A 23,591-nucleotide genomic window follows, 5' to 3' on the forward strand; every position below is an offset into this window, starting at 1 on the left:
TGAAGTGCCGGAAAACCCAGGGCGCCTGAGAAGATCTGCACCCCTGGAGTCGTCACGCGGGAGAGGCGATCCGGCGCGGCAGCTTCGCAGCAAAGATGATCGTCACCAGGGCGAGGGCGGCCACGACGCCAAAGGCCAGCTTCATCCCGCTCAGCTGTGCGGGCACGGCGGCGACGCCGTCGGCGGCCAGGTGGCGGGTGCGCACGGACATCACGGTCACCACAAGCGCGGTCCCGAAAGCTGCGGCGACTTGCTGCAACGTGCCGAGCATCGAGCTGCCGTGCGAGTACAAGTGCGGGGGAAGGGCGCCCATGCCAAGCGTGAAGACGGGGGTGAACGTCGCCGCCAGGCTCACCATCAGCAGCGCGTGCAGTACCAGCACTTGCCAGTACGGCATCGTCATCGAGACCTGGATGAACCCGCCGAGGGCGAGCACCATGCCGATCGAGCCGGGCAGCACCAGCGGCCGACTGCCGAACCGGTCGAACACCTTTCCGACGGCCGGTCCGAGCAGGCCCATGGCCAGACCGCCCGGCATGACCAGCAGGCCGGTCTGCAGCGGGCTGAGCCCGCGCAGGTTCTGCAGGTACAGCGGCAGCAGGATCATCGACCCGAGCATCGCCAGGAACCCGATGGACATGAGGGCCAAGGACAGGCCGTAGGTGCGGTGCCCGAGGGTACGCAGGTCCATCAAAGGCACACCGGTACGTTGCAGCGTGAGCTGGCGGATCACGAAAACCGCGATTGCCGCGACCCCGGCGATGACGATGCCGATGCCGAGCCCGACCCTGCCGTCGCCTTCGCCGAAGAGACTCAGGCCGTACACCAGGCCGCCGAAGCCGAGCGCCGCCACGGCGACGCTGAGCCAGTCGATGGAGCTCACCTGCGGCTCGCTGATGTTGTCCACCTTACGCAGCCCCAGCACGGTCACCACAGCCGCGATCGGCAGGACGGCCACGAACAGCAGCCGCCAGGAGCCGACTTGCAGGATCAGCCCGGACACGGCAGGTCCCAGCGCGGGCGCCACCGAGATCGCCAGCGTGACGTTGCCCATCACCCGGCCCCGGTCATGCTCGGGCACCACGATCATCAACGTGGTCATCAGCAGGGGCATCATCACAGCTGTGCCTGCCGCCTGCACGATCCGACCCGCCAAGAGCACCTCGAAGGACGGCGCGACGGCTGACAGGACGGTACCCGTGAGAAACACGCCCATCGCGATGGCGTAAGCCTGACGGGTGGTGACCCGCTGCAGGAACCAGCCGGTGACCGGAATCACCGCGGCCATGGTCAGCATGAACGCCGTGGACACCCACTGCGCCGACTGCTCGGAGATGCGCAACGAATCCATCAACCGCGGGATAGCGTTGATCAAAATCGTCTCGTTCAGGATCACCACGAACGTGGCCAGCACCAGCAGCCGCACCACACTCGGTGTGCCACCCGCCCGCACGGCCGGTCGTTGTTGAATCGCAGCTGACATGAGCGGCACCTCACTGGGATTGACGGATCACAAACGCCTCACAGCCAAAGGCTGCCGGCATCGACATGGATGGTGACATCCATAGAGACCAGCACGCCCGGCACAACTCATCGGTCGACCCGAGTGATCCGCATCACTGCGCCAAACTCACCCGAGTTTGCGCCCGCTCACGAAGGCATCCGTCTCCCCGTCCGGGCACCCTTGCCGCACGGCGCAGGCCGGACGAACCCAACCGATGCGCTTCCCCGTCAAGTCAGTCTGTTTCAGATTTCTCGCGCTTGCGTGTACTGCGTGAGGTGAAGCATGGGCGAGCGCCCCCGAGAGCTGTGGATGGTCTCGGGGACGCCGCGGGCGTTCCTGCCTTCAGGCGAACTGCGTTGTTCCGGGGCCTGATGTCTGGCTATGACGTCGTCAATCGGCCCCGGCGTGACGGCCCGAACTGGACCCGATGCGTGAAGATCAATGACGGTATGAGGCAGCCCCACCGCAAGCCACAGCACGAATCCGGTGGGGCCAGCTGAAGCCGTCCCGCCACGGGCGGGGTCACCTCGAGCCGTCACGATGGAGCCACTCAACGGCTCTGTCAGCGATCACGGAGAGCCGTCACGGTCAGTGAGAGTGGGGTTCAATTCCCGCGTCTGCGCTGAGGGCGCGCCGTACCGGATATCGCCAGATGTGACGCTCCCTCATGTACGTCGAGACCGGGCCTCGGCATGATGGATGCCGCATGCCGTGAATCGACGCCGGCCATCGCCTCTCCGTGATGGGGCCAAGCCGGGATCCATGTCGCGATATAGCGTTAGTCTTCTTCTCGCGCCGCTGCCTGCGTCGCGCGGAGACGTTCGACAGGACCAGGACGGAAGTATGTCGGGAGAGATTTCGCCCACCGGGAAAGACTCCGGCCTCGACTCGTCGCCCGAGCTGAGGGCCTCTCATGCGGACCGGGACCGGGTGGTGGACGTGCTGCGTATCGCGGCAGGGGAGGGCCTGCTGACCGCGGACGAGTTGGACGAGCGCCTTGAAGCTGCCCTTTCGGCGCGTACCGTCAGCGAGCTGACCGCGCTGACCGCTGACCTGCCGGCCGTGTCCGCTTCGACAGGCACGGCCGTAGCGGAGGTCAAGGACGTACTCCGGATCGAGGGGATTCACAGTGGTGCGGTCAAACGCGTGGGGCGCTGGGTTGTGCCGCGGAGGCTGGAGCTGTCCACTGCGTGGTGTGAGGTGACGCTCGACTTCACTCAGGCAGTGATCACGCAGGACACCTTGCGGATCGACATGAACACGGCCGGCAAGAAGCTGACGCTGATCACCAAGCCGGGCATCGTGGTCGATGCCGGTGCCCTTAGCCTCGTACACAGTAAGATCAAGATTCGTCAGGCTCCAGACCACGAGACACCGATCACGCTGCGCGTGGAGCTGGTCGGCACGACGACCCACGGCCGCGTCGTGGTACGGCCCGCACGGCGGACCTTCGGACAGTGGCTGCTGCGCAAGCCCACGTCCCTGCCGGCAGGCGATTGACTCCATCGTTGTGAACTGTCGGCCGTGACTCGGGCGGTTGAGCGGGGCTCTGCCGGCGATCACCGGGAGCCGTCACCGCTGACGCTCCGCTGGAGCTCGGACGGTACGGAAGGCGCCGTGCTCGGCAGACAGGTTGTACAGCCGGAACCGCCGTTGCGGCGCTGAGTGATGCCCCTGGTCGGCCCAGAGGTCATCCAATGCCCAGGCCCTGGGGCGCGGCCGGGGCCGGTTCGCGCACGGCCAGGTACACCGCGTGCACCGCGAGCATGTGCTCGATCTCGTCGGTGATCGGCGCGAAGAACTGCTGTCGATGGTCCGCGTCCGTCATCGAAGTGACCGCGAAGCCACCAGCAGCGAGAAGTGGTCCTGGTCGCCTCTGGTGATCAGGACGGTGGACATGCTGCCGAACGCGGCGAAGAGTGTGGCGTTCCGCAACATCGCGACGGGGATCACGGTCCACGGCCGCGATGAGCAGATTCGTACCGAATACGCCTACGGTCACGACCCACGCCGCACACCCGGCTGATCACGCGAATCCCGCCACTCACCCCGCGCGGACCCACCATTGCCGAGATTGGCGCTGAGCACGCGGGCCCGGGGCTTAGCGTCCGAGGGCCTTCAGGACGGTCCCGAGCTGCTGTGCGGGCTCGGGACCGATCATCCGCAGTACGACCGTGCCCGCTCCGGCCGCTTCCAGCTCGCGGACTCGTTCGGCCGCCTCCTCAGCCCTGCCGGAGACGGTGAAGACCTGCCGCGCCGGGCGGCCGAGCCAGGCGCCATGGCCCTCTGTATGAGGCTGCAGCGCCTGCGCCACCTGCTCGGCGTCGTCGCCCACGCAGCAGAAGGCGAGCACGGTCAGAGTGTGGTCGGTCAAGGCTCCGCCCTTCCTCGTCAACGCGCGAGCGCTCTCCACGTCCTGCGGCCCGTGGCCCTCGGCGATCAGCGTGCCGTCCGCGACTCGCCCGGACAGCTCCAGGGAGCGGGGCCGTACTACGCCGGCGACGACCGGCGGCGGCTCGATGGGCGGATGTACCAACTGGATGCCGTCCAGTCGCACTTCCCGGCCCTCCAGCTCGACCCGCTCTCCGCGCAGCAGCGCCCGCACGGAAGTGATGGTCTCTTCCAGGAGGGCGAGCGGTGACCGTGGCGCAACGCCAACCGAGGCCATCCACTCCGGCACCCCGTGGCCGATTCCGGCCACCAGCCGTCGCGGGAACACCCGCGCGAGCGTCGCCAGCTCCATCGCCAGCACCGCTGGACTGCGCAACGGAGCGGGCGTGATGCCGATGCCCACACGCAGACGCTCCGTCGCTCCCAGCGCCACGGATGCGGCCGATACACCCCCGTTCCATCCGAGGTCCTCGACCACCCAGAGATCGTCCACTCCGAGTGCCTCGACCTCCCGCGCGAACTCGGGCAGCCCTTCCGGTGCCCAGTCGCGGTCGTACATCACGCCGATCCGAAACGTCGTCATGGAGCGCAATCTATGGTCCGTTCCAGTGGGTGATCAATGCTCCGGGCAAGGTGGAGAGCGTCAGCACCCAGTGGTTCGCGAAATTCGGCGGGGTGTGGCTGCACGCAAGTTCGAGGGGCGGCATGCCCCACACTGTGGGCGTTCGAGAGCGGGGTGCCCCACGCAGTGGTGGGGCACCCCGCTCTACGACCGCCTCAGACGCGGGCCTGTTCGCGGGCCGAAGGCGCCTGGTCCGGCAGCGAAGCCCGCCGCCCGGCCTTGAACAAGGATCCCGGCCACCAGAACCACCGGCCCAGGTCCAGGGCAAGGGCAGGCACGAGCACCGTACGCACCAGGAACGTGTCCAGGAGTACGCCGATACCGACCAGCACACCCATCTGCGCCATCGTCACGAGCGGCAGCCCCGCGAACACCGCGAACGTCGCTGCGAGCACGATCCCCGCGGAGGTGATCACGCCACCTGTGCTGGTCAGGCCCTCCAGAATGCCGCGGGTGTGGCCCTGGCGGGCCGTCTCCTCCTTCACCCGATGCATGAGGAAGATGTTGTAGTCGATACCGAGGGCGACCAGGAACACGAAGCCCATCAGCGGAAGCGCCCAGTCCACGCCCGCGAAGCCGAAGACGTGCTCGAACAGCAGATTCGAGGCGCCCAGAGCCGCGAAGAACGACAGCACCACCGTGGCCAGCAGGAGCAGCGGGGCGACCAGAGCCCGAAGGAGCCAGACCAACACCCCGAAGACGACCAGCAGCACGATCGGGATGACCGTCCGCAGGTCGCGGTCGGCCGCCCGCTGGGTGTCCAGCGTCTCCGCGGTCGTGCCGCCCACCAGCGCACCGGACGGGCCCACGGCGTCACGCAGCCGATCGACGGTGTCCTTGGCGGCCTGACTGTCCGGGGCTTCCTTCAACACAACGGAGAAGGAGGTCAGTTGACCGTCCGGGGTGCGGTAGCCGGTCTCGACGGCGGCGACACCCGGCGTGCCGGAGGCGGCGTTCTCGACCTCCTCCGCCTTCCCCGTCGGCACGATCACCGTCGCCGGGTCTGAGGAACCGGACGGGTAGTGCGCCGAGATGCGCTCCTGCGCTACGACCGACTCGGGCTTGTCCTGGAACATCTCGGCCTGGGTGAGGCCCATGGTGATGCCGAACGCGCTGAGCGCGAGCACCCCCGTGACGGCGACGGACATCAGCCACGACCAGCGCGGGCGCCGGGCCACGGCCTCACCGATCCGGGACCAGACGGTGTGCGCCTTGCGGGCGGGGGTGCCGTAACGCGGAACGAACGGCCAGAACACCCAACGCCCGGCGATCACGAGCAGCGCGGGGAGCACCGTGACCATGGCAAGGAAAGCGCACACGACACCGACTGCACCCACCAGGCCCAGCGAGCGCGAGGAGTTGATGTCGGCGAACGCCAGGCAGGCCAGCCCTGTGGCGATGGTGCCGGCCGAGGCGAGGATCGCCGGGCCCGAGCGGCGCAGCGCGATCCGCATCGCCTCGTGCCGGTCCTCGCGGCGGTGCAGTTCCTCACGGTAGCGGGCGATCAGCAGCAGGGCGTAGTCGGTGCCGACGCCGAACACCAGCACCATCAGAATGCCCGCGCTCTGCGGGTCGACGGGCAGATCGGCGTACTTCGCGAGCAGGTAGGTGACCACCTGGGTCAGCACAGCCGCGAAACCGACCGCGAACAGGGGGAACAGCCACAGAATCGGGGAGCGGTACGTGATCAGGAGCAGTACGGCCACGACGAGACCCGTGGCGATCATCAGCGTCGAGTCGAGGGAGTCGAACACGGCGACCGAGTCGGTCAGGGAAGCGGCCGGTCCGCCGACCTCGACGTCCACACCGGGCGGTGCGTTGGCGCCCGCGACGTCGCGCAGCTCGTCGACCTTGTCGGTGATGCCGTCCTCGTACTGCAGCGGTACGACGGTCAAGAACGCCTTGCCGTCCTCCGACGGGACCGGCGGCGCGACCCGCTCGCCCTCGGCGGCGAACTTCGCGAACGCCCCCTGCTCGGCCTCGGCGAGCTGCCCGGCGCTCTCGCCGGTGTAGACGACGACGGCGGGCATCAGCTCGTCGGTACGGAACTTCTCCAGCTCCGTGTTGACCTGCGCCGACTCCGCTCCGCGCGGCAGGAAGGCGTTGGGCCCGGTCTCCTCGACCTCGCCGAGCTTTCCGGCCAGCGGGCCGAGCGCGACGGCGACGATCAGCCAGACGGCCAGGACGAGCCATTTGCTGCGGCGCCCGCCGGGCGCGGTGAACAGCCGCTTGATCCAAGCGGACATGAGTGGTCTCCTTCAGTGGGGAGTGGGTTCTCTGCGATGGGCTCGCGGGAATTGCTTCCGTTCGGTACGGCCGGGAGTTGCCGCTCCCGGCCGTACGCATGATCCGCGGCGCTCGTGGGGGCGAGAGTTGCCGCTCCCGCCCCAACCGCCATACGGCACAAGGTGCTTACTCGATCTCGCGCATCATCTTCTCCATCGAGGCCAGCGAGATCCGCGCCTGCGTCAGGTCCTCCATGGAGCGGCGCTGGATCTCCATGTTGTCCTCGAGCAGCTGCTGGTACTTCAGCGCCATCTGCTTGTACTGCTCCTCGCGGGCCGCCAGCATCCGCGCCCGCCAGGTCGCGGCGAGCTGCCAGACGACCACGATGAGGAGGAGGAAGACACCGCCGGCGCCGACCACTCCCGCCCAGTCCTCGCCGTTCATGACGCGCTCTCCTTCACCGTTGTCTTCTCGTCCTCTGTGAGTGTCCGTGCCGCCTCGGCGACGGCATCGGGGGTCAGTACGTACGAGAACGGGCTCAGCTCGAAGTACTTCATCGCCTTGCCGCTCTCGGACAGTTCGAGCGAGCCGGTCACCAGACCGGCGGCCTCCAGCCGCTGCAGGTGCATGTGCAGCAGAGGGCGGCCCATGCCGATCTCCCGAGCCAGGGCGCTCACGTAATTGCGTCCCTCGCTCAGCGCGGCGATGATCCGCATCCGGTGCGGATTGCCGAGCGCCGAGAGCACCTTCAGGAGCTCGTCCCCCGAAGGGGCGGAAGCCTTGCTCATGCCCTCTACGGTGACCGCCGCACCGGACACCTGTCAAAGAAACCTGACACATGTCGGGGGCGGGTGAGGGGAATCTCAGGGTCGTCTCAGGGTCGGGCCAGGACGGAACGTCTCCCAGTACCAGCCGTGCCACCTCCCGCGTGCCCCATGTAACCCAGGGACGGGGAGTGGCACGGTGACCGAGGTCCTGCTGCTGCTCCTTGCCCTGCTGCTGACCCTCGCGTGCGCGGTGTTCTGGCCTCCGAGTTCTCGCTGACCACCGTGGAGCGCGCCGAGCTGGAGCGCGCGGCGGCCGAGGCCGAGTACTCGCTTCCCGGTCACTGGGCAACAGGGCTCCCTGCTGGGCTACCTGCACATCAAGGACACCCTCGGCGCCACCGACCGCGACCGGCCTTTCCCGCGCGCCGCACTGCACCCGGTCACCTGATCCTCCTCGCGCTGGCCGCGGTCCTCGCCGTGAAGCGACTGACGGACCTGACGCGTTCGGCGGGTAAGACGGCGCACATCTTCAAGAGCGAGTCCAAGGCGCTCAAGCAGGACGAACCCGGTCAGGGCTCCGCATCGCAGCCCGGCACACGGATCGTGTCCGGTCAGATCGTGGAGGACGGCGAGCGCCCGTCCCGTCTCTGACCTGCCGGGCCCGCCGCGGACGGCAGCGGGCCCGGCCCGGCTCGGACGGTCAAAGGGCGCACTCGTGCGGGGCAGGTCGAGGGCATAGCACGCCTCGCGTACGACCTGCTGCTCGTCCTTGTCGAAGTGGCCGTCCGCGCCGCCTATGACGATGCCGATCTGAATCACCGCACGCGCCTCGGCGGGCTTCTGCTTCGCCTTGGCGATCTCCTGCAGCACCGTGCGTGCCGTCGGCGGCGGCGACCAGGGCACACATCACATGAGCGCATCGCAGACGGTGATACGGGAGGCGCGGACAGCGGCGGCCCATGCCGGCCCGCCCAGGTGGCGCGACGCCCGCACTCCATCCTGATCCGTCAGAAGTTCTTCACCAGCTCGGTCGCCAGCCACAGCAGGACTGCCAGAGCGGCCACCAGCGCAACCGCCTGGAAGACCCAGCCGGGAATCCTTTGCATCGCGTCCGTCCTCACCTCGGGTCCTGCTCCGCTTCTACCCCTTGGCGAGGCGCCCTATGACGGCAGCGGCTGGCCACGGTGCTGCGAACCCTGTGTCGCAGGTGAACCACAGCGAAACCCGTGTCCCGGATCAGCCCCTCGAGCAGGTCCACGTGGTAGTACGCCATGAGGAGCCCGGTGATCGCGGCGATCACAGTCTTGACGGGTCGGGTACGCGGCGGCCGGAAGTCGGCGACGAGCAGCCGCCCGCCCGGACGCAGTAGCCGGCACATCTCGCGCAGCGCGACCGGCCGTACAGTCTCGACGCGCTGCGCCACCAACCCTGGGGCCTCACGCCCCTGCCTCCTGGGAGGCCCTCGGCTTTTCCGACTCGCCGGCACGGGGGCCGTGGCGGCTACGGCGGTCGCCCCGTGGCAGGGGCCGGCCGCATGCTGCCCCTGCGCACCTGCCCGCACAGCGAAGGTGCAGAGCCGTCGAGCACCAGCCGGAAACGTATGGCGCAGGTCCGCTGCACGGCCAGCTGATCTGGTCCGTGCTCGGCCCCGGCTGGCACGACCGTGGCAGCGGGCCCCTGACGTTGGCCAGCTGCCGCGGTGCCCACACACGGTAACGCAGCATGTGCTCACCGTGCCGGGGACGATATCCCGTTCGAGTAGCCGCCCTGCAGCAGGCGTCGGAGACTGGAGAACGTGCGCGGCCAGGAGTGAAGGGCCGCGGCCTTACGGTATGCGAACGGCTCGCTCTTCGGCCATTGCCGCGACGAGAGGACGCCAGGGGCAGCCGCTTGGGTCGATAGGGGGGTCGCCAATCTCGAGGGGCTCGTATGGTGGAGCGAATTTTCGAATTCTCGACGAACGAGCCGGATGAATCCCCGATCAGCGAGAGGGTGTACACCAGTCGGAAGGCAGGACCTGAGTATCGTTTCGCCGAGGTGCTGGCTCAGGTCCTTGGCGTGCAGCAGGTGTCGGTCGACAGTCACTTCTTCGACGACCTCGGTGCCAATTCGCTGGTGATGGCGCAGTTCTGCGCAAGGGTCAGGAAGTGTGCGGACCTGCCGCCCGTGTCCATCAAGGACATCTACCGGAATCCGACAATTCGCAGCCTGGCCAGGGCTGCGGGGAATGCCTCGCCCGCCTCGGACTCGTCTCCCCCGGAACCGGTCCCAGCGGTGACACAGGCGAGTGCCCTTCGTTACATCCTGTGCGGGGCACTGCAGTTGCTGGTGTTCCTGGCATACGTCCTCGTCGCCGGGATGGTGGCCACCCGGTGCTACGAATGGGTCGCCGCCGGCTCAAGCTTGACCGATATCTATCTGCGGTCAGTCCTCGTCGGCGGCGCCGGCTTCCTCGGGCTGTGCTTTTTCCCGATCGTGGCCAAATGGATCCTCATAGGTCGCTGGACACCCCGTCAATTCCCCATCTGGGGGCTGACCTATCTGCGGTTCTGGACCGTGAAGGTGCTGCTGCACGCCAATCCGATGTTCTTCCTCATCGGCAATCCACTGCATGTGCTCTACTTGCGGGCCCTCGGCGCGCGGATCGGAAAGAACGTCACCATCCTCTCCCGTCATGTCCCGGTCTGCACCGACCTGCTCACCATCGGTTCCAACACGGTGATCCGCAAGGACACGTACTTCCTCTGTTACCGAGCACATGCGGGACGTATCCAGACCGGCAGGGTCACCATCGGCAGGAACGCGTTCATCGGCGAGAAGACCGTGCTCGACATCGACACGGCGGTGGGAGACGGAGCCCAACTCGGTCATGCGTCATCGCTGCACAGCGGCCAGGTGGTCCCGACAGGCGAGAGCTGGCACGGTTCCCCTGCCCAACGCACGGAGACCGACCATGTGAGGGTGCCACCGGCGGCCTGCGGCACGCCCCGCCGTGCCATCTACGGCCTCGTCACCCTGCTCCAGATCTTCTGCCTGGTCGTACCGCTTGCCGTCGGGGGCTCGTACATGCTGCTCGCCACCGTCCCAGCCGCGGACCAGGTACTGGGCGCCGGCCACGACACGGCGGGGGGCATGTCGTCGCAGTTCTACCTGGGCGCGGCGCGCACGTCCCTTCTGCTTTTCTTCGGATTCGTCGTGATGGGCGTCGTCGTGCTGTGCACCGTGCCACGCCTGCTGGCCCGCCTGATCAAACCGCACACGGTCTATCCGCTGTACGGCCTGCAGTACTCCGCTCACCGGGCGATCGCACGCATGACGAACATCAAGTTCTTCAAGCGCCTCTTCGGCGACAGTTCCTACATCGTTCACTATCTGCGAGGGCTCGGATACAAACTGTCCCCGGTGGAGCAGACAGGATCCAATTTCGGGACGGAAATACACCACGAGTCACCGTTCCTGAGCCATGTGGGCACGGGAACGATGGTTGCCGACGGCCTCTCGATCGTGAATGCCGACTACTCGAGCACGTCCTTCCGCGTCTCCCCTGCCGCGATCGGACCGCACAACTTCATCGGGAACAACATCGCCTTTCCCTCCGACGCCAGGACGGGCGACAACTGCCTGCTGGCGACGAAAGTGATGGTGCCGCTCGACGGCGAGGTCCGCGAAGGGATCGGTCTGCTGGGCTCGCCACCCTTCGAGATCCCGCGGTCGGTGGAGCGCGACAGCCGCTTCGACCACCTCCGCGCCGGGGACCGGCTGCGCCGCCACCTCGCCGCCAAGAACCGCTACAACCTGCGCACCATGGCCCTGTTCCTGGTCGTGGGATGGCTCGACTTCTTCGTGGTCACGGTGCTCGGTATGACAGCCGTCCAGGTGCGCGGTGTGGCAGGAGAGGTGATGGTCGCCGGGTCCTCGGCCCTCGCCCTGGTGTTCACCGCCGTCTACCTCGTGCTCGTGGAGCGTGCCATCGTGGCGTTCCGCAGGCCACGACCGCAGTTGTGCTCCATCTACCACCCGGACTTCTGGCTGCACGAGCGCCTGTGGAAGCTGCCCGTCGAATTCTTCCACGTATTCAACGGCACTCCGTTCAAGCCCCTGGCCTGGCGGCTGCTCGGCGCCCGCATCGGCAAGAGGGTCTTCGACGACGGCTGCTACCTGACAGACCGCACACTCGCCACCATCGGCAACGACTGCACCCTCAACGCAGGCAGCAGAATCCAATGCCACTCACAAGAAGACGGCACCTTCAAATCCGACCACAGCACCATCGGCCCCGGATCCACACTCGGAGTCGCCGCCCACGTCCACTACGGCGTCACCATGGGCGAAAGCGCAGTCCTCGCCCCCGACTCCTTCCTCATGAAAGGCGAAGAAGTCCCCCAACACGCCCACTGGGGCGGAAACCCCGCCACACAGACTCACCACACCAGCCCGGTGCGCCAGACCAGTTCACCGATCGAGTAGAGCGTGCCGCCGTCCATGACCCCACTTTCGTGTCTCCCCCTGCGGGAGAGTCATGACTTCGCCCCGCTGCCGCTCACTTGCTGCGCCGCGCCGCGATCGCCGGGATCCAGGGCAGTGCTCAGCAGCACCCCTGCACCGCACCGCCGTGCGAACGTGAGGCGCCTCGCGCGTTGCCCGCTTCGGCGTCGGCGAGCCGCCCACGCAGCATGGACTCCATCACCGCCATGAACCGCTGCGTCCGCGGTCGGCCAAGTACGAAGGGATTCGCCCTGCCCGGCCGGCTGCGGAGCTGCTCAGCACGCTGGAGGCCGTAGTCGCCCGGGTGGTTCGACAACTCCACGTCCACGTTCGCCTGCCTCATCCGCGCCCGGAAGGAGTGGATGGAGCCCAGGTAGGTGCGCAGTTCCGTGGGCGTGGTGAGCGGGTTGGTGCCGCCCCACAGCATGGCCGTGTGACGCTCACGGCCCGCCCGAACCGGGATGATCGGCGAGACGGTGCCCGGTGTGTGACCGGGAGTGTGGTGCAGCTGGATCGTCGTACCGCCGAGTGTGAGACGTTGCCCGTCCGCGATGTCCAGGTCCCTGGTGGGGGCGTTGGCGGGCCGGGTGCGGGCGACGAGGTCCCAGTCGGCTGGCGACATCAGCACACGTGCTCCGTAGTGGTCGGCGAGATACTGCGCTCCTCCGAAGTGGTCCCCGTGGCCGTGGGTGACGACGACATACCTGATCGTCTCCGGATCGGCTCCCAACTCCCGCAACCCGGGGACGAGCACGCTCTCGGCCTCCGCGGGGGAGGTGAGCGCGTCGATCATCACGATCCCGTCGTCGGTCAGCACCGCCATCGCGGAGACCCAGCCCACGCTCAGCATGGCGAGGTTGTCGAAAAGCTTGATCGGTGCCGGCGCGGGCGGACGAGGGAAGTCGAAGCCAGGGGTCAGCGCCGCCACGAGGGCCCGAAGGACCGGGTCGCTGCCGGCCAGCCTGCGGGCTCGGTCGTAGTGAACCCGCGCGTCCGCTCCGGCGGCCACGGCCGAGGAGATGGGACCCACTGAGCCGACACCGGCCACGAGTCCGAGAGCGGCGAGTTGGCCGAAGCGACGCCTGGTGAGACAACCGGTCATGCCTTCGTGGCGGGGTGATGAAGTCATCGCGATTCTCCTGTTGGCTGTTCCGGCAGGTGACCGAACGGCCGTACGCGGCACAGGCGCGCTCAGCCATGTCGTACCTGTTCGCCATCGATCACTGCCGCAGGGCTCCGGACGATTGTTCCGATCTTCGGTCTCGCTCAGTCGCTTCCGGAGCGCATGTCGCCGTCGTACACGGTGTGGTAGTCCGGGAAGACGACCCGAGTTGCCGGAGCCACCTTCTCGACCTGGGCGAGGAACGCTTCCAAGTCCATCGACGGGTCTCGTACGGGGGAACCACTCAGTGGCACTTCGAAGTTGTCCCAGTGGACGGGGACGACGACACCAGGGGTGTCGAGGGCGCGCAGCAGTCGGGGTACGTACTGGTGGGTGGCGGTGCTGGAGGGTACGGCGACCATCGCGAGGTCGGGGCGCAGGCCCCTGACAGCCCGCTCGGAGAAGTCGCTGGCCCCCATGAGGAACGCCGACGGGCCGCTGTCCCCCGCCGTTACCTGGAAAGCGAGGGTGTCGCCCTCCGGCAGGTCCGAGATGGTGCTCGGGACCGTGGCGGGCGGGGCGTTCAGCGTGCCCGGCGCGAAGTAGGCGCACTTCTTGTTGCGGCTGTGCAGGCTCGGCACGACCTCGACGGTGATCCCGCCGAAGTCCAGCACCTCACCGCCCTTCACCACGGAGATCTGTCCCGGGTCGACCCCCAGGGCGACCAGCAGGTGGTACGTGGTCTCGGTGCCGACGACGCGGGCGCCGGTGGTCTTGGCGATGTGGGGCACGTCGGCGAGGTGGTCCCAGTGGGAGTGGCTGACCAGGACGAGTTCGGGGCGGCCGATGTGCGCGTCCACGACCGTCGGCCGGGTTTGCAGGGGAGTGCGCGCGTCGAAGCCGCCGTCGAACAGGCCCGTGGTGAAGCGGGTGAGGTACGGATCGAAGAGTACGGTCCGGTCTCCGACGTCGATGCGCCAGCCGGCGGTGCCGAGCCAGCGGAACGATGCGGAACCCGCGGCTGCGCCATTGCCTCGACCGCGGTCACCGGCCAAGGCAGTGGCGGCCGTGGCCGGGATCAGCGGGGCGGCCGCACCGAGGGCGGCACCGCGCAGCACCGTACGACGGTTGAGCCCGCGGCTTGAGGGCGCAACTGATCCGTCCGTGACATGTGTGTCCTGGGTCATGGCGTCAGGAGATCAAAGCGTGAACTCCCCTGTCCAAGACCAGAATCGGGCCCTGGTGATATGCGAACGCATATGTGATCTGGTCACCGGCCGCCACCGCGAAGGAAGCCGACCGCCATTCCTGCGGCCTTGCCTATCGCGGCGTCCACTGTGGGGCGGGATGCGGCCAGGTCGTGAGTGCGGGCGAACACGGCGATCGAGTAGCACTCGCCGTCGGGGTAGCGGGCGACGCCCGCCTCCATGTGCAGCCCCGGCAGGGTTCCGGTCTTGGCCGCTACCGTGACGTCGTCCGGGAAGCCCGACACCAGTCGGTGGCGGAAGACCTGGCGGCCCATCAAGTCACGTACGATCGCGCAGGCTTCCGGCGGCCCCGCCGCATCGCTCCAGATGAGCCGGAGCAGCAGGGTGATCTCGCGGGGCGTGCTCGCCGTGGTGTGGCGGGGATCCAGGACGGCCAGCCGTCTCTTGCGGTCGTTCGGCAGGGCGGGGTAGTGGACGGCGAACTCCCGCTCGTCGCGTGCCCCGACCTCCGCGAGCATCGACTCCAGCAGATCTCGCGGTCCGCCCACGATTCGGGTCCGGTGAAGTCCGAGTTCCTCCGCGAGCAGTCGTACGGTGTCCAGGCCGACGCGGGCCAGCAACAGGTCGGCCGCCGAGTTGTCGCTGACCGACATCGCGAAGTGGGCCAGGTCGCGCAGCGACAGCTCGACGTCGTCCAGACAGCCGGCGGTTCCCCAGCCACCGAGCCGGTCGGCCGCGGTCACCCGCACCCGCTCCCGCGGGTCGAGCTGGCCGGCGACGACCTGCCGGGCGAACTCCAGCACCAGCAGCACCTTGAAGATCGAGGCGATCACAACGGGGTCGTCAGCGCCCACGGCGACCTCACGGCTACCCGGCTCTGCGTCGCCCCCCGTGGGCACGTGAACGGGGATCGCGTGCAGTTGTCCTTCGGCCCCCGCATCGGCGAAGGTTTGTCGGATCCGCTCCTCGATCACTGTTTCCCCCTTGCCATTGGTTCGTCCCGTCATCGGATCGTCGGCCCCGGCCAACTGATCCATCGCCCTCGCAGCGGTGCTCACGTAGGATCCTTGACCGTGGATCTCTTACGCCACCTGCGTCTTTTCGTCACCGTAGCCGACGAGCTGCACTTCAGTCGGGCAGCCGAGCGGCTGGGCATGGCGCAGCCGCCGCTCAGCCAGGCGATCCGCAGGCTGGAGCGGGAGCTCGGGGCAGAGCTGTTCGACCGCTCGCAGCGCGGCGTCCGCTTGAGCCGCGCTGGGGCGGCGCTTCTGGAGGAGGCCCACGAACTCCTCGCCCGGGAGCAGAGATTGCGCACGCTGGCCCGCCGCGCCGCCGACGGTGGCCTCGGCACGCTCCGCGCGGGCGTACCGCCCGACACCACGGCCGCGGTGCTGTCCGCGCTGCTCTCCGCCTGCGCGGAGCACTCTCCGGGGCTCTCCGTCGACCTGCAGGAGGTCACCACCGAGGAGCAGGTGCGGCTGCTCTCCTCCGGCGGCCTGGACGTCGGACTCGTGCACCATCCCGTCGACGCCACCGAACTGCAGCTCGGCCCCGAGATCTCACTGGACCTGGGTGTCGTCCTGCCTCGTACCTCGCCGTTGGCCCGGCTGCCGGAGGTGACGCTCGGCGAGCTCTCCGGGCACGACCTGGTGCTCTGCCCGCAAGGGCACGCACCCGGCTGGTACGACCGGATCCTCGACGTGTGCCGCGCCGAAGGCTTCGTCCCCGGCCGCCTTCGACACGCCTCCAACCCCGAGTTCCTGCTCGCCCTGGTGACGGCCGGGCACGGAGTCGCCTTCGACCAGGGGCCGGTGGCCCGCAAGGAGCCCCGCGTCGCCTGGCGGCCACTGGCCGACCGTCCCCTCACCCTGCGCATCAGCGGCGCCTGGCCCTCCGGGCGCGGAGCTCACCCGGCCGCCCGCCGCTTCGCGGAACTCGCGGCCGACGTCCTGGCCCGCGACCACACCGCAGCCTCGCGGCGCGAGGGCGTCCCTCGCCCACCGGATGATTCCCCGCGCCCGTGGTCGGTGGTCTACGGCTAGATTCGGAGCCCTGTGGCTCACGCACGCCCACCTTCCGCCTGGCGTCGCGGTGCCCTCGCAGTACCAGCAGCGGGTGCTGGTGATCGGCGTGCAGAGATCCTGTCTCCCGGCCCTTGCGCTCGGGTCCACGAGCACATCGCCGACTTGACTACGGCAGGAGCTGCTCGGTCCAGATGCATTTGCCGGTGGAGGTGTAGCGGGTTCCCCAGCGTTGTGAGAGTGCGGCGATCAGCTGCAGGCCGCGGCCGCCTTCGTCGGTCTCGAGTGCGCGGCGAATGTGGGGGGTGGTCAGGCTGCCGTCGGTGACCTCGCAGATCAGCGAGCGGCTGCGGATGAGGCGCAGCCCCGTGGGACCTCTCGCGTGACGGATGACATTGCCGACGAGCTCGCTGGCTATCAGCTCTGTGGTCCACATGAGGTCGTCCAGATGCCAGTCGGTGAGCTGCTGTCGTATGTGGTCGCGGGCTTGGGCTGCGGCGATCGGATCCTCGGGAAGCTCCCAGAAGGCCACGTCCCGAGCGGCGAGAGCGTGGGTGCGGGCCACGAGCACCGCGGTATCGTCGCTGGTCTGCTCCTTGGCAGGGAGGAGAGTGGAAGCGAGCGCGGTGCACAGCTGGTCGAGGCGCCGGGCGTCGGCATCCCGGTCGGCGATCGTGGCGCCCAGATCGTGCCCATCGGGAATCTGGGCGGTGGTGAGCGTTTTGGCCAGGTGGGCCATGCCGCTGTCGATGTCGCGAGTCGCAGACTCGACCAGGCCGTCGGTGTAGAGCACGAGGAGACTACCTTCGGGCACCGTCAGCTCCGCAGTCTCGAAGGGTGGCGTGGCCGCGCCGAGCGGCGGGTTCTGAGGCAGCTGCGGGAAGTGGACGGTGCCGTCAGGCTGGACGAGGGCAGGCGGGGGGTGCCCGGCCCGGACGATGGTGCAAACGCGGTTGGTGGGGTCGTAGACCGCGTACAGGCAGGTGGCGTAGAAGTCGTCGCCAAGGTCGCTGACCAGGTCGTTGAGGTGGGAGAACAGCTCGTCGGGGAGCAGTTCGAGGCCTACCAGCGTGTGTACTGCGGTGCGCAGGCGCCCCATGGTGGCGGCTTCGGACAATCCGTGGCCCATGACGTCGCCGATGACGAGCGCCACTCGGTCGGCAGACAGTGGGATGACGTCGTACCAGTCGCCGCCGACCTCCAGACCCTCGGTGGCCGGCACGTAGTGGGCCGCGGCCGTGACGGCCTGCAGGGAGGGCAGAACCAGCGGGAGCAGGCCGCGCTGCAACTCCTGGGCGCGGGTGTGCTCGGCGTCGTACAGGCGGGCCCGTTCCAGGGCTTGGGCTACCAGCCCGCTGAGCGCGGTCAGCAGGGCCCGGTCCTCCTCGCTGAACCGACGCGGCCGTGAGAACGAGATGACCAGGCAGCCGACGGGACGACCGGAGACGATCAGGGGCAGGTACGCCCAGGCATGCTTCCCTCCCGAGAATGCGAGGTCGGCGACTTCTGGGTAGCGTTCGCGGAATTCAAGCCTGGAGACGAGGTACTGCGGGGCGCGGTGGTGGATGGCGTCAGCGAGCGGGCTGTGATCGGCCAGGCTGATCCTGTCGGGGAAGCTGTTCAGAAATTCCTGGCGGTACCCGACGCTTCCAGCCACCCGGAGGCTCTCGCCGTCCACGAGCTGCACAACGAGGCCGGTGGCACCGAAGAGGGGCAGGACACGCTCTGCAACGGTATCCACGACGTCGCTCACAGTGACAGCCTCGGTCAGCGCCGCGTTGAGGTGACCGATGTACGTGGTGCGCTGGGCGGCGGCGCGCTGTGCTGCCTCACGCTGCTCGTCGGCCAGTCGCTTCTCGGTCACATCGGTGAGGTAAACCGTCACACCGTCTGGCGAAGGCACCAGACGTAGGTGGTACCAACGCCGGTTTGTCGGCCACTGGACATCGAAGCCGGTCGGAGTGCCCGCGGCGGCGGCCTGCCGGCAGCGGTCCTCCAGATCGGGAACGTGGGCACCGGGAACGTCCCACAGGACGCGGCCGAACAGTTGCTGCGAGGGGCCGAGGAGGCGCTCGGCGTGGAGGTTGACGAACTCGATGCGCCAGTCGGTATCCACCGTGAGGAATCCATCGCTCATGTGCAGCAGGGAATGGCCGACCGAATCCAGCGCCGCCCGCTTCTGCGTCGTGTCCCACACGGTGCCCACGAAGTGAGCCGGCTCGCCGTCCTCGCCGAGGACGACCTGGGCGCGGGCCTGTATCCAAACGACGGTGCCGTCCGGCCGGCACAGCCGGTACTCCGCTGCGTACTCGCCGCGCTGGCGGATGGCCTGCTCCACCGCGGCCACAACACGCGGCAGGTCGTCCGGGTGGACGAGCCCCACAACGGTGTCGACTCGTCCGTCGAAGGTCTCCGGGTCGATGCCGAGAATGGTCAGCGTCGCCTCGTCATAGACCACATCGCCCGTGCGGAGGTTCTGGTCCCAGGTGCCGACGCGGACCGCCTCGCGCGCCTGCTGGAGCCGGGGCCCGGCCAGAAGTTCCGCGTTCCACCAAGCGGGGCCGAGGGTGCCTGTGGCGGGAGCGGGACGTGCCAGACGCTCGCAGACCCACCGTGCGAGCGCCTCCAGGAAATCCCGCTGCGCGACCGAGGGAACTCCGCACACGGTCACGACCGAGAGCACTCCGAGCGAGCTGCCCTCTGCGGCGAGCAGCGGGACAGCCACGATCCCGGTGCCGGCAGGAAGGGCGCAGGGCTGCGTGTCGGTCGTGGGCAGCCACACGAGCGCGCCGTCCCGCAGGGCCCGGACCGGTGCGGTCTCCTCCTGCCAGCCGAGAGTCTCCCACTCCTGGGCGAATTCTCGGGGCAGTCCGCCCGTCGCCGCCAGATGCAAGGGCCGGCTGTCACCGGGTATGCGCAGGTGCACCATGCCACCCAGCCCACCGACATCGGCCACAGCGTGATGGAGCGCGAGCTGCAGTACCTCTGCCTGGGTCTGCCCCTCACCCGTGCTCCCGAGTACGCGCATCCGGGCCGCTTCCGGCGCCTCCGTCGCTGCCGGCGGAGCCTGACCGACCTGTTCGTCTGTGGCCATATGGATCACACTCACCGTCCCGCTAGGCGGGGCGAAATTTACACCACTATGCATGCATACAGGCTGAATGAAGATTATTCCCGTATCGTCTCATCCCCCGAGGGGTCTTCAGCGTCCTGAGGCCGTGAACGTCTTCCATCCTGAATTCGCAGGTGGGAGGCAATGGCCCGGCCGCGTGGTCAGGGTGAGCCCACAGGCGCAGGATGAACAATGGGCAGCCAGACGCGCATGCCCGTCGGCCCCCGCTCGGCCCACCGGTGGTACGGGAAGAGGGCCAGCTCCGTCGACGCAGTAGTACTCGTCCCGCCCGCGTCGGCCGACGTCCCGTACGGCCAGGCCGGTTCCGGGTCGCGCCGATGGTTCGTGAAGGCCCTGACCATGACCCGGCCGTCCTGGTCCAGGGGCTCTGCGCGGATATCCACGGTCAGGTCGTCGAGCTCGGTGCCCTCCGGCAGGTCGACGGATTCCGCGCAGTACACGAGCGGGCCGCGTTCGACGGCGACGCAGCCTCGGAGGGCGTCGATGCGGCGATCCGGCCAGGTGAAGCGCGGGGTCATCGGGAGGTGGAGCCCGATCTCCTCCCCGGGGTCGAGTGCGCGGTCCACGACGGCCAGGCCCGGTTCGACCGGGCGTCGGCGCCCGCCCTCGTCGAGTACGGCGCCCCGGGCCCAGGCGGGCACGCGCAGCCGGAGGGCCACCGGACCCTCGGGCGCCCGCACCACCCGGACGGTCACGAGACCGTCCCGCGGGTAGTCCGTCTCGACCTCGAGCGACACAATCCGCCCGTCCCCCAGCTCGGCCTCGATACGGGCGCCGGCGTAGTGCAGCAGCGTCAGTTCGTGCCGCCCGGCCGTGGCGAGGTAGGTGTGCCAGGTGGCCAGCGTGCGGGCGACGTTGGTGGGGCAGCACGACACGTCGAACCAGGCGGCGCGGGAACCGCCCTCGGCGCGTGGGCTCACGGCGCCGTCGTCGGAGGTCTCGCCGGGCACCCGCTGGTGGAGCGGGTTGGCGTAGAAGAACGCCCGCCCGTCCGAACGCGGCGAGGTGGCGATGATGTTGAAGAACGTGCGCTCGATCAGATCGGCGTACCGGACCTCTCCGGTAGCGAGATACAGCCGCCACGACACCATGACCGAGGCCACGCCGGCGCAGGTCTCGCAGTAGGCGCGGTCCGGAGGCAGCTCCCAGTCCTCGCCGAATCCCTCGTCCTGGTGCCGGGATCCCATGCCGCCGGTCAGATGGGTCCGCCGCGCCACCGCGTTCGCCCACTGGCGCTCGACGGCGGCGAGGAGCTCCGGGTCGTCCTGCTCTACTGCGACGTCGACGGCGGCGGCCGACAGGTACAGGGCGCGGACGGCGTGGCCGCGCCAGGTGTCGGCCGTGCGGATCGGCTCGTCGTCCTGGAAGTAGGCGCGGCCGAGCGGGATGTCCTTCAGGGTGCCGTGACCGCGGCGATCCAGGAACAGCCGCGCCTGCTCGACGTAGCGGCTCTCGCCCAGCGCTCGCCCCAGCTCGGCCAGGCCGACCTCGATCTCGGGATGGCCGCAGATGCCCGGCAGGCCATCGGGGCCGAAGATGTCGCAGACGTGGTCGGCGGCCCGGCGGGCGACGGCCACCAGCTCGTCGGGCCCGTTCGTGCGGAGCCGGGCGACGGCGGCCTGCAGCAGATGCCCGGTGCAGTACAGCTCGTGGCCGAACTCCAGGTCGCTGTAGCGTGGTTGCTGGCCGGCGTGCCCGAAGCAGGTGTTGAGGTAGCCGTCGGCGTCCTGGGCGCGGGCGATGCGTGCGGTGAGCCGGCGCACGGCGTCGTCATAGACCTGATCGCCCGAACGGCCGTGCTCCCACGCCAGGGCCTCGATGAGCTTGTAGACCTCGGAGTCGGCGAAGGACCAGCCGGCCCGGTCGGGTCCTGTCGTGCCGTCGGCGACCCGGTCGAAGTTGGCGAGCCAGCCCAGGTGTTCCATCCACTGCTCGCAGTGCGCGAGGGTCGCCGTGGCGTTGGTCTGCTGCAGCGTCGCCCAGAATCCGCCGGTGAGCGTCGTCTCGCCCATGCCGAGCGGTCGCTGCAGGCCCCGCGACGGCAGGACCGGACGGCCGCCCTTCGGGTCGGCACCGGTCGTGCTCTCCTGCACGGTCACGTTCGTGGTTCCCCTCATGCGGTCAGTGGAAGGTCCGCACCCTCGCGGGTGAAGACGGGGATGTGGTCGATGGGCGCGGGGGCCGTCACGGTACGGCCGCCTTCGTGGACCTCGCCGCTCGCGGCACAGACCCAGCGGGTGCCGGCCGGGAGGTAGACCTCACGCGACCGTTGCCCTGCCTGCGCCACCGGCGCGACGAGAATGTCAGGGCCGAACAGGAACTCGTCGTCCAGCGCCCAGGCGTGCGGATCCTCCGGGTGGTTCAGGAACAGTGGCCGCATCGGAGGAAGCCCAGTACGCGCGGCCGTGCGCATCTGCTCGTGGACGTACGGGCGCAACCGCTCCCGCAGGTGCAGCAGGCCCGAAATGATGTCGTATGCCTCTTCTCCGTACGACCAGACCTCGTTGGGGCCGCCGGTCTGCGCGAAGGAGGTGGGGTTGCGCGGCTCACGGTCGCCGTGCAACCGGAACAGCGGGCAGAACACGCCGAACTGGAACCAGCGGATCATCAGTTCCCGGTAGGCGGGGTCGCGCGCGTCGCCGCCGTGGAAGCCGCCGATGTCGGTGGTCCACCACGGGATGCCGGACACGGCGACGCTGAGCCCGGCCCGTATCTGCTGCCGCAGTGACTCCCAGGTGGCGGGGATGTCGCCGGACCAGAGCGCCGCCCCGTATTTCTGCGCGCCCGCCCATGCCGAGCGGCACAGCAGCACCGTCGGCTCCCCGTCCGCCGCCATGCCCTCGGCGAACAGGCGGGCGTTGTCCCGCGGGTAGATGCCGGCGACCTCGGCGCCGGGCCCGGCGTACAGGGACAGGTGTCCCGGGTGCGCCGGGTTCAGCTCGGGTTCGCAGGCGTCCAGCCAGAACACGCGGATGCCCAGGTCGCGGTAGTTACGCCGCACGAGGTCCCATACGAACTGCCGTGTCCGGGGGTTGGTGGGGTCGTAGAAGGCCACCGGCATCGGCGCGGCCATGCCTTTGTCCTGGATGGTCTGGTGGAACTCCACGCCCTGGTGGGTGCCGACGAGGAGGCCGCCGTCGCGGTAGTCCGCGAAGTGCTCCGAGAGCGGCGAGACGGTCGGCCATATCGAGACCATGAGTTCGACCCCCAGCTCGGCCAACTCGTCGACCATCGCCTTGGGGTCGGGCCACTCGGTCTCGTCGAAGCGGTAGTCGCCCATGGCCGGCCAGTGGAAGTAGTCGGCGACGATGACCGACAGGGGCAGGCCTCGGCGCCGGTGCTCGCGCGCGACGGCGAGGAGCTCGTCCTGGTCGCGGTAGCGCAGCTTGGACTGCCAGAAACCGCTGGCCCACTCCGGCAGTTCGGGTGTGTGCCCGGTCGCGTCGGCGTAGCGGGCGAGGATGCCGGCGGGCGTCGGGGCTGCGGTGAACCAGTAGTCGATCTCGCGTGCCTGGCCGGCCTGCCAGCGCGTGGCGTTCTGCGCGAACTCGGCGCGGCCGACGGCCGGGAGGTTCCACAGCAGCCCGTAGCCCCGGTTCGACAGCACGAACGGAATGCTCACCTCGCCGTTGCGCTGGACGAGGTCCAGGGCCAGCCCTTTGAGGTCCAGCCGGCCGTGGGTGCGCTGCCCCATGCCGTACAACCGCTCGCCTTCGTACGCGGCGAACTGCTGGTGCACCTCGTGGGTGCCCCACTGGTTTCCGGTGAAGACCCGCGCCCCCGGCAGCCAGAAGTGCTCGCGGCTCTCGGCCAGCAGCTCGTCTCCCGTGCTCGTGCGGATGAAGGTCAGCAGCGGCTCGGGATAGGCGGCTCGCCGGTCGAAGTCCACGTGCACGGTGAGGTCGCCGTGGACGAACGTGGCCCGGTCCTTCTCGGTGGTGATCTGCGGGAGGTCGCACGGCGGGGGCTGGTTGTCCAGGGCCCCGTGGCTCTCTGCCGGGATCCGGTGTTGCGCCGCGCGGACGCGGACACTGTCGGCGCCCCAGGCCTCGATGGTCAGGACCTCGTGGCGGTGCCGTACCTCGAGGGCGGTCGGGGACGGTCGGAAGCTCACCATGAACTCTTGTTCCTC

At 68.8% G+C, this 23,591-nt stretch carries 16 protein-coding genes and 1 pseudogene; 5 read left to right on the forward strand and 12 right to left on the reverse strand.

Annotated elements, in window-relative coordinates; all coding sequences use genetic code 11:
* Positions 1 to 52: 52 nt before the first annotated feature.
* A complete protein-coding gene (locus H1D24_RS32840) occupies positions 53 to 1,483 on the reverse strand; it encodes an MDR family MFS transporter (protein ID WP_181661375.1) in 1,431 nt (476 codons plus the stop codon).
* A gap of 864 nt (positions 1,484 to 2,347) precedes the next feature.
* Between H1D24_RS32840 and H1D24_RS32845 the strand changes: the two genes are divergently transcribed.
* A complete protein-coding gene (locus H1D24_RS32845) occupies positions 2,348 to 3,004 on the forward strand; it encodes a DUF1707 SHOCT-like domain-containing protein (protein ID WP_181661417.1) in 657 nt (218 codons plus the stop codon).
* Between the two features lie 268 nt (positions 3,005 to 3,272).
* Complete coding sequence (locus tag H1D24_RS32850; protein WP_181661376.1) at positions 3,273 to 3,530, forward strand: hypothetical protein; 258 nt, start codon at positions 3,273 to 3,275, stop codon at positions 3,528 to 3,530.
* A gap of 75 nt (positions 3,531 to 3,605) precedes the next feature.
* Here H1D24_RS32850 and H1D24_RS32855 read toward each other — a convergent pair whose 3' ends face one another.
* The 4 genes from H1D24_RS32855 to H1D24_RS32870 form a co-directional block, all read right to left on the reverse strand.
* Positions 3,606 to 4,478, reverse strand: coding sequence for an LLM class flavin-dependent oxidoreductase (locus tag H1D24_RS32855; RefSeq protein ID WP_181661377.1), 873 nt, complete (start codon positions 4,476 to 4,478; stop codon positions 3,606 to 3,608).
* Positions 4,479 to 4,672: 194 nt separating this feature from the next.
* Positions 4,673 to 6,763 (reverse strand): MMPL family transporter, encoded by a 2,091-nt coding sequence (locus H1D24_RS32860; protein WP_181661378.1) that lies wholly within the window; start codon positions 6,761 to 6,763, stop codon positions 4,673 to 4,675.
* Positions 6,764 to 6,929: 166 nt separating this feature from the next.
* Entirely contained in the window at positions 6,930 to 7,187 is a 258-nt protein-coding gene (locus H1D24_RS32865; RefSeq protein WP_181661379.1) for a hypothetical protein, read from the reverse strand.
* Positions 7,184 to 7,531: an ArsR/SmtB family transcription factor gene (locus H1D24_RS32870; RefSeq protein WP_181661380.1), complete on the reverse strand. Its 348-nt coding sequence runs from the start codon at positions 7,529 to 7,531 to the stop codon at positions 7,184 to 7,186. Before H1D24_RS32870 ends, H1D24_RS32865 begins: the two co-directional genes overlap by 4 nt.
* Positions 7,532 to 7,753: 222 nt before the next feature.
* On the opposite strand from H1D24_RS32870, the gene H1D24_RS43765 reads away from it, so the two are divergent.
* Positions 7,754 to 8,161 (forward strand): Sec-independent protein translocase family protein, encoded by a 408-nt coding sequence (locus tag H1D24_RS43765; protein WP_309484525.1) that lies wholly within the window; start codon positions 7,754 to 7,756, stop codon positions 8,159 to 8,161.
* A 69-nt stretch (positions 8,162 to 8,230) separates the two neighbouring features.
* Here the strand turns inward: H1D24_RS43765 and H1D24_RS32880 are convergent.
* Positions 8,231 to 8,383, reverse strand: a pseudogene (locus H1D24_RS32880) (TerB family tellurite resistance protein); the annotation flags it as partial.
* A 1,056-nt stretch (positions 8,384 to 9,439) separates the two neighbouring features.
* On the opposite strand from H1D24_RS32880, the gene H1D24_RS32885 reads away from it, so the two are divergent.
* The gene (locus tag H1D24_RS32885) at positions 9,440 to 11,977 is read left to right on the forward strand and encodes a Pls/PosA family non-ribosomal peptide synthetase (protein WP_181661381.1); all 2,538 of its coding nucleotides are present in this window, start codon (positions 9,440 to 9,442) and stop codon (positions 11,975 to 11,977) included.
* A 118-nt stretch (positions 11,978 to 12,095) separates the two neighbouring features.
* On the opposite strand, the gene H1D24_RS32890 is transcribed toward H1D24_RS32885, so the two are convergent.
* From H1D24_RS32890 to H1D24_RS32900, 3 genes are all read right to left on the reverse strand, one after another.
* A complete protein-coding gene (locus H1D24_RS32890) occupies positions 12,096 to 13,124 on the reverse strand; it encodes an MBL fold metallo-hydrolase (protein WP_181661382.1) in 1,029 nt (342 codons plus the stop codon).
* A gap of 137 nt (positions 13,125 to 13,261) precedes the next feature.
* Complete coding sequence (locus tag H1D24_RS32895) at positions 13,262 to 14,284, reverse strand: MBL fold metallo-hydrolase (RefSeq protein ID WP_181661383.1); 1,023 nt, start codon at positions 14,282 to 14,284, stop codon at positions 13,262 to 13,264.
* A gap of 83 nt (positions 14,285 to 14,367) precedes the next feature.
* Positions 14,368 to 15,279, reverse strand: a complete 912-nt coding sequence (locus H1D24_RS32900; protein WP_181661419.1) for a serine hydrolase — start codon at positions 15,277 to 15,279, stop codon at positions 14,368 to 14,370.
* A gap of 99 nt (positions 15,280 to 15,378) precedes the next feature.
* Here H1D24_RS32900 and H1D24_RS32905 point away from each other — a divergent pair, with 99 nt between their 5' ends.
* The gene (locus H1D24_RS32905; RefSeq protein ID WP_181661384.1) at positions 15,379 to 16,347 is read left to right on the forward strand and encodes a LysR family transcriptional regulator; all 969 of its coding nucleotides are present in this window, start codon (positions 15,379 to 15,381) and stop codon (positions 16,345 to 16,347) included.
* A 148-nt stretch (positions 16,348 to 16,495) separates the two neighbouring features.
* Here the strand turns inward: H1D24_RS32905 and H1D24_RS32910 are convergent, their stop codons facing one another.
* The 3 genes from H1D24_RS32910 to H1D24_RS32920 form a co-directional block, all read right to left on the reverse strand.
* Positions 16,496 to 19,420, reverse strand: coding sequence for a SpoIIE family protein phosphatase (locus H1D24_RS32910; protein WP_258564488.1), 2,925 nt, complete (start codon positions 19,418 to 19,420; stop codon positions 16,496 to 16,498).
* Between the two features lie 179 nt (positions 19,421 to 19,599).
* Positions 19,600 to 21,576, reverse strand: a complete 1,977-nt coding sequence (locus H1D24_RS32915; protein WP_181661385.1) for a glycoside hydrolase family 127 protein — start codon at positions 21,574 to 21,576, stop codon at positions 19,600 to 19,602.
* The gene (locus H1D24_RS32920) at positions 21,573 to 23,576 is read right to left on the reverse strand and encodes a glycoside hydrolase family 31 protein (protein WP_181661386.1); all 2,004 of its coding nucleotides are present in this window, start codon (positions 23,574 to 23,576) and stop codon (positions 21,573 to 21,575) included. The genes H1D24_RS32915 and H1D24_RS32920 overlap by 4 nt, the downstream gene beginning before the upstream one ends.
* Positions 23,577 to 23,591 lie beyond the last annotated feature (15 nt).

The sequence above is a fragment of the Streptomyces himalayensis subsp. himalayensis genome, assembly GCF_013778455.1.
In the GTDB taxonomy this organism is placed as follows: domain Bacteria; phylum Actinomycetota; class Actinomycetes; order Streptomycetales; family Streptomycetaceae; genus Streptomyces; species Streptomyces himalayensis.

Coding starts and splice junctions, on each gene's coding strand:
- H1D24_RS32840 (WP_181661375.1), bottom strand. CDS start 1,483: ATGTCAGCTGCGATTCAACAACGACCGGCCGTGCGGGCGGGTGGCACA.
- H1D24_RS32845 (WP_181661417.1), top strand. CDS start 2,348: ATGTCGGGAGAGATTTCGCCCACCGGGAAAGACTCCGGCCTCGACTCG.
- H1D24_RS32855 (WP_181661377.1), bottom strand. CDS start 4,478: ATGACGACGTTTCGGATCGGCGTGATGTACGACCGCGACTGGGCACCG.
- H1D24_RS32860 (WP_181661378.1), bottom strand. CDS start 6,763: ATGTCCGCTTGGATCAAGCGGCTGTTCACCGCGCCCGGCGGGCGCCGC.
- H1D24_RS32865 (WP_181661379.1), bottom strand. CDS start 7,187: ATGAACGGCGAGGACTGGGCGGGAGTGGTCGGCGCCGGCGGTGTCTTC.
- H1D24_RS32870 (WP_181661380.1), bottom strand. CDS start 7,531: ATGAGCAAGGCTTCCGCCCCTTCGGGGGACGAGCTCCTGAAGGTGCTC.
- H1D24_RS32885 (WP_181661381.1), top strand. CDS start 9,440: ATGGTGGAGCGAATTTTCGAATTCTCGACGAACGAGCCGGATGAATCC.
- H1D24_RS32890 (WP_181661382.1), bottom strand. CDS start 13,124: ATGACTTCATCACCCCGCCACGAAGGCATGACCGGTTGTCTCACCAGG.
- H1D24_RS32895 (WP_181661383.1), bottom strand. CDS start 14,284: ATGACCCAGGACACACATGTCACGGACGGATCAGTTGCGCCCTCAAGC.
- H1D24_RS32910 (WP_258564488.1), bottom strand. CDS start 19,420: ATGGCCACAGACGAACAGGTCGGTCAGGCTCCGCCGGCAGCGACGGAG.
- H1D24_RS32915 (WP_181661385.1), bottom strand. CDS start 21,576: ATGAGGGGAACCACGAACGTGACCGTGCAGGAGAGCACGACCGGTGCC.
- H1D24_RS32920 (WP_181661386.1), bottom strand. CDS start 23,576: ATGGTGAGCTTCCGACCGTCCCCGACCGCCCTCGAGGTACGGCACCGC.